The sequence below is a fragment of the Enterobacter sp. YSU genome (assembly GCF_016082135.1).
In the GTDB taxonomy this organism is placed as follows: Bacteria; Pseudomonadota; Gammaproteobacteria; order Enterobacterales; family Enterobacteriaceae; genus Enterobacter; species Enterobacter hormaechei_C.
In genome coordinates this window covers 3,138,002-3,155,308 of record NZ_CP059487.1, presented here as the reverse complement: position 1 = coordinate 3,155,308, position 17,307 = coordinate 3,138,002, and the positions used below count along the sequence as shown (strand labels likewise).

Here is a 17,307-nt window from a genome sequence, read left to right as displayed (position 1 = left end):
CCCAATTTTTACAATTCAGGCCGCATGAGCACATTCAAACCATTAAAAGCACTCACATCGCGTCGTCAGGTTCTCAAATCGGGGCTGGCGGCCTTAACGTTAACAGGCATCGCAAAGCAGGCTCAGGCAAAAGAAGAGGGCTCGCTTAAAACCCGTAACGGACACAGCAAGCCGAAAACCAAAAAAGCCGGCGCAAAGCGTCTGGTCATGCTCGATCCGGGCCACGGCGGGATCGACACCGGCGCCATTGGCCGAAACGGGTCGAAAGAAAAACACGTCGTGCTGGCAATTGCAAAAAATGTGCGCGCAATTTTACGCAGCAACGGCATTGACGCCCGCCTGACGCGCACGGGCGACACGTTTATCCCGCTGTACGATCGCGTGGAAATTGCCCATAAGCACGGCGCCGACCTGTTTATGTCCATTCACGCGGATGGCTTCACAAACCCTTCCGCCGCAGGCGCATCGGTGTTCGCCCTCTCCAACCGTGGCGCCAGTAGCGCCATGGCGAAATACCTCTCCGATCGCGAAAACCGGGCGGATGAAGTGGCCGGGAAAAAAGCCACCGACAAAGACCATCTGTTGCAGCAGGTTCTGTTTGATCTGGTACAGACCGATACCATCAAAAACAGCCTGACGCTCGGTTCGCATATCCTTAAACGGATTAAGCCCGTGCACCGTCTGCACAGTAAAAGCACCGAGCAGGCCGCGTTTGTGGTGCTGAAGTCCCCGTCCATTCCGTCCGTGCTGGTTGAAACCTCGTTCATTACCAACCCGGAAGAGGAGCGTTTACTCGGCACCACGGCGTTTCGTCAGAAGATCGCGAACGCTATCGCCTCCGGGGTCATCAGTTATTTCAACTGGTTCGATAATCAAAAAGCGCACTCCAGGAAACGTTGATGAAACCGAATGCACAGCTGGTCAAAACTTTCCTGATGCAGCTACAGGACGCGATTTGCCAGAAACTGGCCGCCGCAGACGGCGGTGAATTCCAGGAAGATGCCTGGCAGCGCGAAGCGGGCGGCGGCGGGCGCAGCCGCGTGCTGCGTAACGGTGGCATTTTTGAACAGGCCGGGGTCAACTTCTCCCACGTCCACGGTGATGCAATGCCGGCGTCCGCCACGGCGCATCGGCCTGAACTGGCGGGCCGCAGCTTCGAGGCGATGGGCGTCTCGCTGGTGGTGCATCCGCATAACCCGTTTGTGCCAACCAGCCACGCCAACGTGCGCTTTTTCATCGCGGAAAAACCGGGGGCCGATCCGGTCTGGTGGTTTGGCGGCGGTTTCGACTTAACGCCTTACTATGGCTTCGAAGAGGACGCCGTGCACTGGCACACCACCGCGCGCGACCTCTGCCTGCCGTTTGGCGAAGACGTTTACCCGAAATACAAAAAGTGGTGCGATGATTATTTCTATCTGAAGCATCGCGACGAGCAACGCGGCATCGGCGGGCTGTTCTTTGACGATCTCAACACGCCGGATTTTGATACCGCGTTCAGCTTTATGCGCGCAGTGGGTGAAGGCTTTACCGATGCCTATCTACCGATTGTCGAACGCCGCAAAAACACCGACTACGGCGTTCGCGAGCGTGAGTTCCAGCTGTACCGCCGCGGGCGTTACGTGGAGTTTAACCTGGTATGGGATCGCGGGACGCTGTTTGGCCTGCAAACCGGTGGGCGCACGGAGTCCATTCTGATGTCGATGCCGCCGCTGGTGCGCTGGGAATACAGCTTTGAACCCAAAGAAGGCAGCCCGGAGGCTGCCTTGCGTGAGTTTATTCGGGTTCGGAACTGGGTGTAACCCCCTCACCCCTGCCCTCTCCCAAAGGGAGAGGGAGTATAAATTCCCTCTCCCTCCGGGAGAGGGTTAGGGTGAGGGTAAAAATTACAGCGGCTGCGTCTGTGCCTCAACCACCGCCAGCGCTACCATGTTGACGATACGACGCACGGAGGCAATCGGCGTTAATACATGTACCGGTTTTGACACCCCCATCAGCACTGGCCCTACGGTCACCCCTTCAGAACTCGACACGCGCAGCAGGTTATAGCTGATACGCGCCGCTTCCACGTTCGGCATAATCAGCACGTTCGCGGAGCCTTTCAGCGGGCTGTCCGGCATACGTTCATTACGAATGCTCTCCACCAGCGCGGCGTCGCCGTGCATCTCGCCGTCGATCATCAGTTCCGGCGCACGCTCGCGCACCAGGTCCAGCGTCTGGCGCATTTTGCACGCCGCCGCGGATTTGGATGACCCGAAGTTAGAATGCGACAGCAGCGCCACTTTCGGCTCGATACCAAAGCGGCGCACGGTTTCCGCCGCCATCACGGTGATTTCCGCCAGTTCGTCCGGGGAAGGATCGTCGTTGACGTAGGTATCGGCGATAAAGGTGTTACCGCTTGGCAGCAGCAGCGCGTTCATTGCGCCGGCAGTATGGACACCCTCGCGATAGCCGAAGATCTCCTGCACCACGCTGAAATGCTCATGGTACTCGCCGATGGTGCCGCAGATCAGCGCATCCGCCTCACCGCGGTGAACCATGATCGCGCCGATCACCGTGGTGTTGCTGATCACCGCCCGCTGCGCCTGCTCCTGGGTGATCCCACGACGCTTCATGATCGAATAGTATTCGTTCCAGTACTCTTTGAAGCGCGGATCGGATTCGTTATTGACGATCTCAAAGTCGACGCCCGGCTTAATTTGCAGGCCCAGCTTCTGGATACGCATCTCGATCACGCTCGGACGACCAATCAGGATCGGTTTCGCCAGCCCTAAGGTGATCAGCTCCTGCGTGGCGTGCAGCACGCGCGCCTCTTCCCCTTCCGCCAGCACCACGCGCTTCGCGTCAGCGCGCGCCTGGGAGAAGATCGGCTTCATAAACAGGTTGGTTTTGTAGACGAACTCGGTGAGTTTATCGACGTAGGCATCGAAATCTTCAATCGGCCGCGTCGCCACGCCAGAGTCCATCGCCGCTTTGGCCACCGCTGGCGCGATCTTCACGATCAGACGCGGGTCAAATGGTTTAGGGATAATGTAGTCCGGGCCGAAGCTCAGATCCTGATCGCCGTAGGCGGAGGCCACCACTTCGCTCTGCTCGGCGTGCGCCAGCTCTGCGATAGCATGAACGGCGGCGAGCTTCATCTCTTCGTTGATTGCCGTAGCGCCGACGTCCAGCGCACCGCGGAAGATGAACGGGAAGCAGAGCACGTTGTTCACCTGGTTCGGGTAGTCCGAACGTCCGGTACAGATGATCGCGTCTTCACGCACTGCCTTCGCCAGCGGCGGCAGAATTTCCGGCTCCGGGTTCGCCAGGGCCAGGATCATTGGCGCGCGCGCCATCTTCTGCACCATCTCCTGGGTCAGTACTTTCGGGCCTGAACAGCCGAGGAAAATGTCGGCACCTTCAATGACGTCTTCTAGCGTGCGCTTGCCGTCGTCTTCCACCGCATAGGCCGCCTTGGTTTCCGCCATGTTTGGCTCGCGGTCTTTGTAAATCACGCCTTTGGAGTCGCAGACCACGATGTTGTGTTTCTGCATGCCCAGCGCCACCAGCAGGTTCATACAAGCGATGGCCGCGGCGCCAGCGCCGGAGACCACCATGCGCACGTCGGAGAGGTTTTTCTCCACCACACGCAGACCGTTCAGAATGGCGGCGGTACTGATAATCGCCGTGCCGTGCTGGTCGTCATGGAACACGGGAATGTTCATACGCTCGCGCAGCTTCTGCTCGATATAGAAACATTCCGGCGCTTTGATGTCTTCCAGGTTGATGCCGCCGAAGGTCGGCTCCAGCGCCGCCACCACGTTGATGAATTTATCCGGGTCCAGTTCGTCCACTTCGATATCGAAGACGTCGATACCGGCAAATTTCTTAAACAGAACGCCCTTCCCTTCCATCACCGGCTTACCGGCCAGCGCGCCAATGTTCCCTAACCCCAGTACCGCCGTACCGTTAGAGATAACGGCCACCAGGTTGCCACGGGCGGTGTATTTGTACGCCGCCAGCGGATCTTTTTCGATTTCAAGGCACGGGGCAGCTACGCCTGGCGAGTAGGCCAGCGCCAGATCGCGCTGGGTCGCCAGCGGTTTGGTCGGGGATACCTGGATTTTACCCGGAACAGGAAACTCGTGAAAATCGAGAGCGCTTTGTTTTAACTGATCATCCATCTTGTTATTCCTTTCACGTTTCGGTCAAAAAGGGTGATGTTGACGTTCCTATGCACACCCTGGTGTGCCGCATAGTATCGCCGCAGGCAGGCTCCTAAACTTTGAAGGCTGCCAAACTCTCACCATTGCAGAATAAAAATTGTTATCAATTTATAACAGCCATGTTACCCGTCTCAGACAGCAATGCCTCCCCCGTCTGCTATGCTTTTTTGTTAAGTCCATCATGATTTTCTCAGAAGTGTGACCTGACGCACTCGACTAACTCTTTTATTTCCAAGGAGTAATTATGAACCAGCTAGACGGCATCAAACAATTTACCACCGTGGTTGCAGACAGCGGCGATATCGAATCGATTCGTCACTACCAGCCGGAAGATGCGACCACCAACCCCTCGCTGCTGCTCAAGGCGGCCGGTCTTGCGCACTTTAGTCATCTGATTGATGACGCCCTTGCCTACGGCAAACAGCGCGGTAAAACGCAGGAGCAGCAGGTCGCCGAAGCCAGTGACAAGCTGGCGGTCAATATCGGTGCGGAAATTCTTAAAAGCATACCGGGACGCGTCTCCACCGAAGTGGATGCCCGCCTCTCATTCGACCAGGAAAAGAGCATTAGCAAGGCTCGCCGCCTGGTGGAACTCTACCAGGAGCAGGGGATCGATAAATCACGCATCCTGATCAAGCTTGCCTCCACCTGGGAAGGCATCCGCGCGGCGGAAGTGCTGGAGAAAGAGGGGATCAACTGTAACCTGACGCTGCTGTTCTCCTTCGCCCAGGCGCGTGCCTGCGCCGAAGCGGGCGTGTTCCTGATTTCACCGTTTGTCGGACGTATCTACGACTGGTATCAGGCGAAACAGCCGATGGATCCGTATGTGGTGGACGAAGATCCCGGTGTGAAATCGGTGCGTAATATCTACGATTATTACAAGCAGCACCGCTACGAGACCATCGTGATGGGGGCCAGCTTCCGCCGCACCGAGCAGATCCTCGCGCTCGCGGGCTGCGACCGGCTGACCATCTCCCCAGACCTGCTGAAGAAGCTTCAGGAGAGTGAAGAGACGGTGATCCGCAAGCTTGTGCCAACCTCCACCGTTCTGCCAAAACCAAAACCCATGACCGAAGCGGAATTCCGCTGGGAGCACAATCAGGATCCAATGGCCGTGGAAAAACTGGCGGACGGCATCCGTCAGTTCGCCGTCGACCAGCGCAAACTCGAAGATCTTCTCGCCGCCAAACTTTAACCTTGCCACGGAGTGAACTATGTCCCGTAAAGAGCTCGCCAACGCCATTCGCGCCCTCAGCATGGATGCCGTACAAAAAGCCAATTCCGGCCACCCTGGCGCCCCCATGGGGATGGCTGATATCGCCGAAGTGCTGTGGAACGACTTCCTGAAGCACAACCCTACCGATCCGACCTGGTACGACCGCGACCGTTTTATTCTTTCCAACGGGCACGCCTCGATGCTGCTCTACAGCCTGCTGCACCTTTCCGGCTACGATCTGCCGCTTGAGGAATTAAAAAACTTCCGCCAACTGCACTCCAAAACGCCGGGCCACCCGGAGATCGGCTATACGCCGGGCGTTGAAACCACTACCGGCCCGCTGGGCCAGGGGCTGGCGAATGCCGTTGGCCTGGCGATTGCCGAACGTACGCTGGCCGCGCAGTTCAACCAGCCCGACCACGAGATTGTCGATCACTATACCTATGTCTTTATGGGCGACGGCTGTCTGATGGAGGGGATCTCTCACGAGGTCTGTTCTCTGGCGGGCACCCTGGGGCTGGGCAAGCTGATTGGCTTCTACGATCACAACGGTATCTCCATTGACGGGGAAACCGAGGGCTGGTTTACCGACGATACGGCGAAACGCTTTGAAGCCTATCACTGGCACGTAGTGCACGAGATCGACGGTCACGATCCTGAGGCGGTGAAAAAAGCGATTCAGGAAGCGCAGAGCGTGAAGGACAAACCGTCCCTGATCATCTGCCGCACCACCATCGGCTTCGGCTCGCCGAACAAAGCGGGCAAAGAGGAGGCGCACGGCGCGGCGCTGGGTGAAGAGGAAGTGGCGCTGACCCGCCAGAAACTGGGCTGGAAACACCCGGCCTTTGAGATCCCAAAAGAGATCTACAAGGCCTGGGATGCTCGCGAAACAGGTGAAAAAGCGCAGCAGGCCTGGAACGAGAAGTTTGCCGCCTACAAAAAAGCGTATCCGGAGCTGGCGGCTGAGTTTACCCGCCGCATGAGCGGCGGCCTGCCGGAAGACTGGGAAGAGAAAACTCATGCGCTGATTGAGAACCTGCAATCCAACCCGGCGAAAATTGCCACCCGTAAGGCATCACAAAACACCCTGAACGCGATTGGCCCAATCCTGCCCGAACTGCTGGGCGGCTCGGCGGATCTGGCGCCAAGTAACCTCACCATCTGGTCCGGCTCTAAATCCCTGAAGGAGGACATTGCCGGGAACTACATCCACTACGGCGTGCGCGAGTTTGGGATGACCGCCATTGCCAACGGCATCGCCCACCATGGCGGCTTCGTGCCGTACACCGCCACCTTCCTGATGTTTGTCGAATATGCCCGTAACGCGGCGCGTATGGCGGCCCTGATGAAGGCGCGGCAAATCATGGTGTATACCCACGACTCTATCGGGCTGGGTGAAGATGGGCCGACGCACCAGGCGGTAGAGCAGCTGGCAAGCCTGCGCTTAACGCCAAACTTCAGCACCTGGCGTCCTTGCGATCAGGTGGAAGCGGCAGTGGGCTGGAAGCTGGCCGTAGAGCGTCATAACGGACCCACGGCGCTGATCCTGTCGCGCCAGAACCTGGCGCAGATCGAGCGCACGCCGGAGCAGGTGAAAAATATCGCCCGCGGCGGGTACATCCTGAAAGACAGCGGCGGTAAGCCAGACGTGATCCTGATCGCCACCGGTTCCGAGGTGGAAATCACAGTAAAAGCGGCGGAGAAACTGACCGCCGAGGGTCACGCGGTGCGCGTGGTTTCACTCCCTTCAACGGATATCTTTGATGCTCAGGATGAGGCGTACCGCGAATCGGTGCTGCCTTCAAACGTCGCGGCGCGCGTGGCGGTTGAAGCTGGCATTGCCGACTACTGGTACAAATACGTGGGCCTGAAAGGGGCAATTGTCGGGATGCATGGTTACGGTGAATCCGCCCCGGCCGACAAGCTGTTCCCATATTTCGGCTTTACCGTTGAGAACGTGGTGGAGAAGGCGCTAAGCGTGCTGTAGTGCGATCTGCGTTGCCCGGTGGCGGCTACGCCTTACCGGGCCTACGGTTCTAAAAAGTAGGCCGGGTAAGCGACAGCGCCACCCGGCAAAACCCTACCTTGTGATCCACAGCGTGGGCCAGGCATCTGGCCCATTCCAGTTATCACAGCTTGGCTCTTCCGCGTAGCGTACCAGGCGGAAGCGCTGGCCGTTAAAACGCCAGCGTGTCTGGATCCCACAGTCGCCAATCCCGCGTCCCAGCGCCAGCGTGGTCAGCTCGCGCGTTTTTTCGTCGAAGCTGGCATTCATCAGCTCCATGTCGCTACTCTGGCTGGAAGGGGTAAACGGCAGGCGCAATCTCACGCTCCTGGCCGAAAATGGTTTTTTACGCGACACCAGCCACGCCAGGTCGACGGTGTTGTACGCCCCCGCCTCACAGCTGATGATCATCAGCGCTTTGTCATCGGTCAGCGCGGTCACGCGCACTTCACGCCGGTTCGGATCGAGAGAGCACTGGCTGTGGTTCATGCGCCAGGTACCGTAATCCAGCAGATCGTTGAGTTCGTTATGAGTCAGCGGCGTTGGCGTGGGGTTCACCACCGCCACCTTTTTTAATGCCGGCGCAGGCGGCACGCTTAGCGGTGGACTATCCCCTTTTTTAATCCACGCCGTTTCACTTCCGACGCGTTTTTGCTGGGCATCGATAAACAGCAGCGCCGCTTTCAGACCGGCCAGAGAAATTGTCTGCTTCCCCCCGCGCAGGGTCAGCGCCTGCCCTTCCTGAATGGTTTTCAGAAACGTGGTGATGGTGGCCGTATCGTCTGTTTTAAGATGCCAGGGGGCTAACTGCCAGTGTTGCGACGTGAACGTAAGCGGCACATTGTCGAGCAGCAGGCGCGGGGCGATGTCAGGCTCTTTCACCGGAGGCGCCGAAAGCCCGCCGAGATCGATGCGCAGGCTGGCGTCCGTTTTTGCCCCCGCACTGCGGCTCAGCGTCATGACCAGACCGCGATGCTCGCCGGTATTGCGCGCTACGCAGAAGTTCTGGTTATTGCAGGTCACCTGCCAGTCTGAAAAAGACTGTTGCGCAGGCGCAGCCCACACCAAAGGCGCGGGAAGCACGCAAATGAAGAAGAGAAGATAAACGCAGTAGCGCATGAACGGCACAGCCCCGGAAACGAATAGGTCAATCTGGGGCGTATGTTCGTGCCCTGGGCGGGCTGGCTCAATCGGATTTATCGGATAGATTTATCTGAAATACAACTTATCGCGCTTCCGCCGCCGCATTCATCAGCCCGCTGGTTTGCAGATACTGCAACAGGATCACCGCTTTACCGTCGCGGATCTCACCGCGTTTCACCATGTCGACAGCCTGAGCGAAAGGCATTTCCAGCACTTCAATGTCTTCATCGTCCACGCCGCCGCCCCGGTGCGTGCGCTGAGCATCGGTATATTCCGCAATGAAGAAGTGAACCAGCTCGGTAACCCCGCCAGGGGACATAAACAGCTCAAAGACTTTCTGCACCGCACCCACTTCAAAACCCGTCTCCTCAATGGCTTCTTTGCGGATACACACTTCCGGCTCATCGTCATCAAGCAGACCTGCACAGGTTTCAATCAGACGTCCGTCCGCGTTGCCATTGACCCATGTCGCGATGCGAAACTGGCGGATCAGCACCACGCTTTGCTTTTCACGGTTATACAGCAGGATGGTTGCACCATTGCCCCGGTCGTAGACTTCGCGTTTATGGCGAATGACGTCCCCGTTCTTACGGGTGAGATCGTAAGTGATGTTACGCAGGACAAAGTAATTTTCAGAAAGGATTTTGTCTTTAATAACGGTAATGTTCAGGGACATACGGGCTCCACGGCAAAATGAGTCTGTTTATACTACGCCGTGAAGCCCGCTTTGTCGCCCGTCTGCATTAATGCATGTTGCGCGGCGGCACGCCAAGCCAGTCCATGATCCCCTGCGCGGCATGACGCCCTTCCGCCATCGCGGTGACCACCAGATCCGCACCGCGTACCGCATCACCGCCAGCAAAAATCTGCGGATTCGAGGTCTGGTAGCGATAACGGCTCTCCACGGAGGCCCTGATGCGCCCCCAGTCGTCGGTGTCGACGCCCTGCGCCTGAAGCCACGGCATGGCGTGCGGATTAAAACCAAACGCCATGATCACCGCATCCGCTGGCATGACAAACTCACTGCCCGCCACCGGGACAGGACGCCGCCGCCCCTGCGCATCCGGCTCGCCCAGCCTGGTGCGCAGCATCCGGATACCGTTAACCTTCCCGTCGGTATCCAGCGTGAGCTCAACCGGCTGGACATTAAATTCAAACGCTGCGCCCTCTTCTTTCGCGTTTTTAACCTCTTTCTTTGAGCCCGGCATGTTGGCCTCGTCCCGCCGATAGGCGCAGGTGACTTTCGCCGCGCCATGCCGCAGCGCGGTGCGCACGCAGTCCATCGCCGTATCGCCCCCGCCGAGCACCACCACGTTTAAACCCTGTGTGTCGATAAACGGTTCGTCTGCGGCAGGATCAAGGCCCATCACGTTCCGCGTGTTTGCCACTAAAAACGGCAGCGCGTCGTACACACCCGGCGCGTCTTCGTGAGGGATACCCGCTTTCATGGAACGATAGGTCCCTACGCCGATGAACAGGGCATCGTAGTCGTTTTGCAGTTGGGCCATCGACACGTCTTTTCCCACCTCGCAGTTCAGCTCGAAGCGGATGCCCATCGCGCTGAATATCTCTCTGCGCCGCGCTAACAGGGATTTATCCAGCTTGAAGGCCGGAATACCAAAGGTCAGCAATCCGCCGATTTCCGGATGGCGGTCGTAGACCGTCACGCCGACGCCGCTGCGCACCAGCACGTCGGCGCAGGCCAGCCCTGCCGGACCGGCGCCGATGATGGCGACGCGCTTACCGACCGGCTTAACGTGGCTGACGTCCGGCGTCCAGCCCATCGCCAGCGCCCGATCCGAGATATACCGTTCGATATTACCGATGGTTACTGCCCCTGACGCATCCCGCAGGGTGCAGGCGCCTTCACATAATCGATCCTGTGGGCAGACGCGGCCGGTAATTTCCGGTAAACAGTTAGTCTGGTGAGAAAGCTCAGCCGCACCGACGATATCCCCCGCCCCGATCCGCTCAATCCACTGGGGAATGTGGTTATGCAGCGGGCAGGTCCACTCGCAAATGCTGTGCTCGCCACATTTCAGGCACCGGGAAGCCTCGCGCTGCGCCTGTTCCGGGCGAAACGGCAGGTAGATCTCGTTAAAATGGTATGCGCGTGCTTCGGGGCTGAGCTTATCCGGCTCACCGCGCGCCGGGGTGTTTTGCATCTGTTGCCGTTTGGTTTGCGGAGGGGCTGACTGAACCGCCTCGCTGTGCCACGGCAGCGCGTCCAGCCTTGCGCTGCGCTGTCGGCGCTGCTTAAACAGCTGATCCAGTACGGCTGGGGTGGCGAGCGTAAGCACCTCCGCCGGGCAGTTTTCCACGCAGGCCGGGCCTTGCGGCCTTTCCAGGCAGAGGTCGCATTTGTGCGCCGAGGCCTTAACGCTGTCGTTTTCCAGCGGGGCGATCAGCATGTCCATCGTGCCAAACGGACAGGCCACCACGCAGGCTTTACAGCCAATGCATTTTTGTTGATTGACCTGTACGCTGTCGTTGTGTTGCGTGATGGCTCCGTTCGGGCAGCTTTGCGCGCAGGGCGCATTTTCACAGTGGTGGCAGGTCACGGGACTTTTTCGCAAGCCAGAAGTAAGGACCGTAATGCGGGGATGAAAATGGCGCTCGCTCAGCGCGTGCTGTTCCCCGTTGTGCGCCATCACACAGGCAACTTCGCAGGCGCGACAACCGATACACTGTTGAGCGTTGGCCATAATAAAACGATTCATAACAACACCTGTTTTTGGTTCAATAACCTTATTCTTTCTATTGTTATCGTATTTACCCACAGCGGCATGGCGACGCAATGTTCAAATGCCCAGGAAGCCGAACTATTTCCAGTGAACCTGTGGCAGATCAATTTAATTCAGGAAGCTGATGAGTGACCGTTAAACGCCCCGTATCGGGAAGCCTGGCTCGGGCTTTCTTTTCGATGATTGTCTTGTCCGTTCTGATCAGCGCCATTGCGCTGGTCACACTCGCCAGCAGCCAGCGCGACGCCGAGGCGATTAACATCGCCGGCTCGCTGCGTATGCAGAGCTACCGCCTGGGCTACGAAATGCAGCGCGCCGGCCCATCGCTGGCAGAGCACCGCGCGGTCTGGCAAAAAACGCTGAGCGCGCCTGCGTTGCAGAAGCTAAACCGCTGGTATGTGCCTGAGGACGTCAAACAGCGTTACCAGCAGTTGCACCTTGGCTGGCAGGAGATGGACACGCGCATCGCCAGCGGTGATACCGGGTGGTATCAGAACCACATTGAGGATTTCGTGGGCCGGATAGATGCCTTTGTGCTGGCGCTACAGCACTACACCGAACATAAAATTCAGCTGGTGATTTTCATGTCGCTGACGGGTGGCCTGGGCATCCTGCTGCTGGCGGTGGTGACCCTGCGGCGCATCCGCCGTCAGGTTGTGCTGCCGCTGAATAATCTGGTGGCGGCGAGCGAGCGTATCGAACAGGGGCAATTCGACACTCCCGCGCCGGATACTACGCTTCCCAACGAGCTGGGCCAGCTTTCCCGCGCCTTCAACCATATGTCGGCGGAATTACACACCCTGTACCGTTCACTTGAGCGCTCCGTTGCTGAAAAAACCCGCCACCTGAATGAAGCGCATCAGCAGCTCGAAATGCTGTTCAAATGCTCACAGGCGTTGAATACCGGGCAGATAGACAGCCACTGCTTCCGGCATATTTTGCAGATTGTGCATGACTATACGCAGATGAATTACCTGCAATTGCGCACCAGCGACGACTGGCAGCTTTACGAAGGACAGGAGTCCCCGGGCGAGAAAATGCACAATTTACCGGTGTTAATGCAGGACACCCTGTACGGCGAACTGCGCTGGCAAAGCGCGACCGGGGATGTTCCGCTGCCGCTCATGGAAAGCGTGGCGACGATGCTGGGCCGGGGGCTCTATTTCAATCAGGCGCAGAAACATTATCAGCAGCTGCTGCTGATGGAGGAGCGCGCCACCATCGCGCGCGAACTGCATGATTCGCTGGCGCAGGTGCTCTCCTATTTGCGTATTCAGCTTACGCTGCTGAAGCATGCCGTGCCGGGCGACAATGCTCCGGCGCAGACCATCATTACGGACTTCTCCCGCGAGCTGAATAATGCCTGGCATCAGCTACGCGAGCTGCTCACCACCTTCCGCCTGACGCTCAATCACGCCAATCTTCCTGCCGCGCTACAGGAGTCTCTCGACGGGTTGCAAAGCCAGACCCGCGCGAAGCTGGTGCTCGACTGCCGTCTCTCATCGCTGGCGCTGGACGCACAAAAACAGGTGCACCTCTTACAGATTGTGCGTGAGGCAGTGCTGAATGCGATTAAACATGCCGACGCGAGCGAGATTGTGGTCAGCTGCGTCACCACCGCGGACGGCACTCACACGGTCACGATCCGCGACAACGGCATTGGTATCGGCGACGCCAGTGAACCGCCGGGGCATTACGGGCTGAATATCATGCGCGAACGCGCGGGACGGCTCGGCGGGACATTACACTTTTCTCAGCCGCCACAAGGCGGGACACAGGTCAGCGTAACGTTCCAGACGCCTGCGGCCCAGGCTGAAAAATAGCGAGAAAGAAGGCGCGCTGAAAAAAGCGCATGATAATTTACATTATCTCCTTTATTTCTCCACGTTTGACCTGGGCCTTACCGCTAAAGTTAGGCGGGCAATAAACAATAATGACGTGCAGCAAAACGAGGTCACACTTTAATGGCGAATTTTTTCATCGATCGCCCCATTTTTGCCTGGGTGCTTGCAATCCTGTTGTGTCTGACGGGTGTCCTGGCGATTACGTCCCTTCCTGTTGAGCAATACCCTGACCTCGCGCCCCCCAACGTGCGTATCACGGCGAACTACCCTGGCGCCTCGGCACAGACGCTGGAAAATACCGTCACCCAGGTTATCGAGCAGAACATGACGGGTCTCGATAACCTGATGTACATGTCCTCACAGAGCAGCGCCACGGGCCAGGCGACGGTAACCCTGAGCTTTACGGCGGGCACGGATCCGGATGAAGCGGTGCAGCAGGTGCAAAACCAGCTGCAATCGGCCCTGCGTAAACTGCCTCAGGCGGTGCAGAACCAGGGGGTGACCGTGCGTAAAACCGGTGACACCAATATTTTGACCATCGCGTTTGTTTCAACCGATGGCTCAATGGATAAGCAGGACATAGCGGACTACGTCGCCAGTAATATTCAGGACCCGCTCAGCCGTATCAACGGCGTGGGTGATATCGACGCCTACGGCTCGCAGTACTCCATGCGTATCTGGCTGGATCCCAACAAGCTGAACAGCGTGCAGATGACCGCCAAAGATGTCACCGACGCTATCGAATCGCAGAACGCCCAGATTGCCGTGGGGCAGCTCGGCGGTACGCCGTCCGTGGACAACCAGGCGCTTAACGCCACCATCAACTCCCAGTCGCTGCTCCAGACACCTGAACAGTTCCGCAATATCACGCTACGCGTGAATCAGGACGGTTCGGAAGTGCGTCTGGGGGATGTCGCCACCGTGGAAATGGGGGCGGAAAAATATGACTACCTGAGCCGCTTCAACGGCAATGCCGCGTCCGGGCTGGGGGTGAAACTGGCCTCCGGCGCCAACGAAATGGCGACCGCGCAGCGGGTCTTAGAGCGTCTGGATGAACTGTCGCATTACTTCCCGCACGGACTGGAGTACAAAGTCGCCTACGAAACCACCTCGTTCGTAAAAGCCTCCATCGAAGATGTGGTGAAAACCCTGCTCGAAGCTATCGCGCTGGTGTTCCTCGTGATGTATCTGTTCCTGCAAAACTTCCGCGCCACGCTGATCCCCACTATTGCGGTGCCGGTGGTGCTGTTGGGTACCTTTGCGGTGCTGTATGCCTTCGGTTACAGCATCAACACTCTGACCATGTTCGCCATGGTGCTGGCCATCGGCCTGCTGGTGGATGATGCCATCGTGGTGGTGGAAAACGTTGAGCGCATCATGAGCGAGGAAGGGCTTTCGCCCCGCGAGGCCACGCGCAAATCGATGGGACAGATTCAGGGCGCGCTGGTCGGTATCGCCATGGTGCTGTCGGCGGTATTTATCCCGATGGCGTTTTTTGGCGGCACCACGGGCGCGATTTATCGCCAGTTCTCGATCACCATCGTCTCTGCAATGGTGCTCTCCGTACTGGTGGCGATGATCCTTACCCCTGCCCTGTGCGCGACGCTGCTGAAACCGCTGCATAAGGGCGAACACCACGGTCAAAAAGGCTTCTTCGGCTGGTTTAACCGCATGTTTAACCGCAATGCGGCGCGCTATGAAGCGGGCGTGGGTAAAGTACTGCACCGCAGCGTGCGCTGGATGGTGGTTTATGTCCTGCTGCTCGGCGGCATGGTCTTCCTGTTCCTGCGGCTGCCAACCTCGTTCCTGCCGCTGGAAGATCGCGGCATGTTTATCACCTCCGTACAGTTACCCAGCGGCTCGACCCAGCAGCAGACCCTGAAAGTGGTGCAGAAGGTTGAGAACTACTTCCATACTCAGGAGAAAGATAACGTGGTCTCCGTCTTCTCCACCGTCGGCTCTGGCCCTGGCGGTAACGGGCAGAACGTGGCGCGTATGTTTGTGCGCCTGAAAGACTGGGACCAGCGCGACAGCGATACCGGCTCCTCCTTTGCCATCATTGAGCGTGCAACCAAAGCGTTCAACAAAATCAAGGAAGCGCGCGTTTTCGCCAGCAGCCCGCCCGCCATCAGCGGCCTGGGCAGCTCAGCCGGGTTTGATATGGAGCTTCAGGATCACGCGGGCGCCGGGCATGACGCGTTGATGGCTGCTCGCGACAAGCTGCTGGAGCTGGCCGGGAAAGATCCGCAGCTTACCCGCGTTCGTCATAACGGTCTGGATGACAGCCCTCAGCTACAGGTGGATATTGACCAGCGTAAAGCGCAGGCGCTGGGCGTCTCCATCGACGACATTAACGACACCCTGCAAACGGCATGGGGCTCAAGCTACGTGAATGACTTTATGGATCGCGGCCGCGTGAAGAAGGTCTACGTTCAGTCTGCCGCCAAATACCGCATGCTGCCGGACGATATCAACCGCTGGTATGTGCGCAATAACACCGGCGGCATGGTGCCGTTCTCGGCATTTGCGACGTCACGCTGGGAGACCGGTTCACCGCGTCTGGAGCGTTACAACGGCTATTCGGCGCTGGAGATTGTCGGTGAAGCCGCGCCGGGCGTCAGTACCGGTACCGCAATGGATATAATGGAAAAACTGGTTCAGCAGTTACCGACCGGCTTTGGCCTGGAGTGGACGGCGATGTCCTATCAGGAACGGCTTTCCGGCGCTCAGGCGCCTGCCTTGTATGCCCTTTCGCTGCTGGTGGTGTTCCTCTGTCTGGCGGCGCTGTATGAAAGCTGGTCAGTGCCGTTCTCGGTGATGCTGGTGGTGCCTCTCGGGGTCATCGGCGCGCTGCTGGCAACCTGGATGCGCGGCCTGGAAAATGATGTCTATTTCCAGGTCGGACTCCTCACCGTAATCGGATTGTCGGCGAAAAACGCCATTCTGATCGTCGAATTTGCCAATGAGATGAATGCCAAAGGTCACGAACTGATGGCCGCCACGCTGCACGCCTGTCGTCAGCGCCTGCGCCCGATCCTGATGACTTCTCTGGCGTTTGTGTTTGGCGTCCTGCCGATGGCCACCAGCTCCGGCGCAGGCTCCAGCAGCCAGCACGCGGTGGGAACGGGCGTTATGGGGGGAATGATTTCGGCGACGATTCTGGCTATCTATTTCGTACCGCTGTTCTTTGTGCTGGTACGCCGTCGTTTCCCGCTGAAGGATAAGCCGGAATAACACGTTGAAATAAAAAAGGCGGCTTTACAGGCCGCCTTTTTATTGTGTGATTCTTTCACACTATGGTTATTTTAGTTAATTAAGTGCTCTTGCATTTCTTACCGGAAATTCATTTACGAAGCATGCCTTCGATAAAATCTTTCCAGTTCCCCAGTTCACGTTCAATCATAACAACCTCTCTTATTATTATGCGCATTCTACGAAAACGTATCATCATTGTGAAGCCACTTTAACCGATTGCTGTGATTGAGCCCCGCTGTGCTGGTAGGTTTAGGATCACTATGAGCGTTGTCGGGTAAATTTTATGTGACCTACAGCAATATTTTGAAATAGTCGGAAAAATGACAGCATTTTTAATTTCCCCCTGAGTTTATTGGCAATTTAAACAGGGTGGACAACTATGCTTAAAAGATGAAAGACTATTCAGCTTACAGCTGTTCGTTGAATTATGGAGAATTGTAAATCCCGAAAAATTCCGAATGTGTTATATTCCACTTAAGCATATATCTTCGAAAATATTGAACATTTAATCCACAAAAGAGCAAAAGGATTCACTATGGTTGTGATGTACGGCATTAAGAATTGCGACACGATTAAAAAAGCCCGCCGCTGGCTGGAAGCACACAACATCGACTATCGCTTCCACGATTACCGTGCCGACGGGCTTGACCCCGCGTTTCTCCATTCCGCCATCAACGAACTGGGATGGGAAGCGCTACTGAATACCCGCGGGACCACCTGGCGAAAACTGGATGAATCTCTCCGGACCACGATCAACGACGCCGACAGCGCAGCCAAACTGATGCTTGAAATGCCGGCAATCATCAAACGCCCATTGCTCTGCAAGCCAGGTCAGCCTATGCTGCTGGGTTTCAGTGAAACCCTTTATTCAGATTTATTCGTTGAGGTGTAGTCT

At 57.4% G+C, this 17,307-nt stretch carries 12 protein-coding genes; 7 read left to right on the top strand and 5 right to left on the bottom strand.

The window, feature by feature from the left end:
• Positions 1-24: 24 nt before the first annotated feature.
• Both amiA and hemF read left to right on the top strand, forming a co-directional pair.
• Positions 25-900: an N-acetylmuramoyl-L-alanine amidase AmiA gene (amiA, locus tag H2Z33_RS15265; RefSeq protein WP_063134556.1), complete on the top strand. Its 876-nt coding sequence runs from the start codon at positions 25-27 to the stop codon at positions 898-900.
• Positions 900-1,799, top strand: coding sequence for an oxygen-dependent coproporphyrinogen oxidase (hemF, locus tag H2Z33_RS15260; protein ID WP_048973695.1), 900 nt, complete (start codon positions 900-902; stop codon positions 1,797-1,799). The genes amiA and hemF overlap by 1 nt, the downstream gene beginning before the upstream one ends.
• Before the next feature lie 84 nt (positions 1,800-1,883).
• Here the strand turns inward: hemF and maeB are convergent, their stop codons facing one another.
• Positions 1,884-4,163 carry an NADP-dependent oxaloacetate-decarboxylating malate dehydrogenase gene (maeB, locus tag H2Z33_RS15255; RefSeq protein WP_023295115.1) on the bottom strand — a complete coding sequence of 760 codons (2,280 nt, stop codon included), beginning with the start codon at positions 4,161-4,163 and terminating at the stop codon, positions 1,884-1,886.
• A gap of 286 nt (positions 4,164-4,449) precedes the next feature.
• On the opposite strand from maeB, the gene tal reads away from it, so the two are divergent.
• Positions 4,450-5,400 (top strand): transaldolase, encoded by a 951-nt coding sequence (gene tal, locus H2Z33_RS15250; RefSeq protein ID WP_015572217.1) that lies wholly within the window; start codon positions 4,450-4,452, stop codon positions 5,398-5,400.
• A gap of 19 nt (positions 5,401-5,419) precedes the next feature.
• Positions 5,420-7,408, top strand: a complete 1,989-nt coding sequence (gene tkt, locus H2Z33_RS15245) for a transketolase (protein ID WP_023295116.1) — start codon at positions 5,420-5,422, stop codon at positions 7,406-7,408.
• A 93-nt stretch (positions 7,409-7,501) separates the two neighbouring features.
• Here the strand turns inward: tkt and H2Z33_RS15240 are convergent, their stop codons facing one another.
• The 3 genes from H2Z33_RS15240 to aegA form a co-directional block, all read right to left on the bottom strand.
• Positions 7,502-8,545: a DUF1176 domain-containing protein gene (locus H2Z33_RS15240; RefSeq protein ID WP_032671798.1), complete on the bottom strand. Its 1,044-nt coding sequence runs from the start codon at positions 8,543-8,545 to the stop codon at positions 7,502-7,504.
• A gap of 106 nt (positions 8,546-8,651) precedes the next feature.
• On the bottom strand, positions 8,652-9,245 hold the full coding sequence (nudK, locus tag H2Z33_RS15235; RefSeq protein WP_017692952.1) for a GDP-mannose pyrophosphatase NudK: 594 nt from the start codon (positions 9,243-9,245) through the stop codon (positions 8,652-8,654).
• Positions 9,246-9,312: 67 nt separating this feature from the next.
• Positions 9,313-11,289 carry a formate-dependent uric acid utilization protein AegA gene (aegA, locus tag H2Z33_RS15230; protein ID WP_074133747.1) on the bottom strand — a complete coding sequence of 659 codons (1,977 nt, stop codon included), beginning with the start codon at positions 11,287-11,289 and terminating at the stop codon, positions 9,313-9,315.
• Between the two features lie 152 nt (positions 11,290-11,441).
• On the opposite strand from aegA, the gene narQ reads away from it, so the two are divergent.
• Together narQ and acrD are read left to right on the top strand one after the other, a co-directional pair.
• Complete coding sequence (gene narQ, locus H2Z33_RS15225) at positions 11,442-13,136, top strand: nitrate/nitrite two-component system sensor histidine kinase NarQ (protein WP_045347582.1); 1,695 nt, start codon at positions 11,442-11,444, stop codon at positions 13,134-13,136.
• Between the two features lie 141 nt (positions 13,137-13,277).
• The gene (gene acrD / locus H2Z33_RS15220; protein WP_045911338.1) at positions 13,278-16,391 is read left to right on the top strand and encodes a multidrug efflux RND transporter permease AcrD; all 3,114 of its coding nucleotides are present in this window, start codon (positions 13,278-13,280) and stop codon (positions 16,389-16,391) included.
• 109 nt (positions 16,392-16,500) lie between these two features.
• Here acrD and ypfM read toward each other — a convergent pair whose 3' ends face one another.
• A complete protein-coding gene (gene ypfM, locus H2Z33_RS15215) occupies positions 16,501-16,560 on the bottom strand; it encodes a protein YpfM (RefSeq protein ID WP_015572204.1) in 60 nt (19 codons plus the stop codon).
• 387 nt (positions 16,561-16,947) lie between these two features.
• Here ypfM and H2Z33_RS15210 point away from each other — a divergent pair, with 387 nt between their 5' ends.
• Positions 16,948-17,304 (top strand): ArsC family reductase, encoded by a 357-nt coding sequence (locus tag H2Z33_RS15210; RefSeq protein WP_032649036.1) that lies wholly within the window; start codon positions 16,948-16,950, stop codon positions 17,302-17,304.
• The last annotated feature ends 3 nt before the right edge of the window (positions 17,305-17,307 follow it).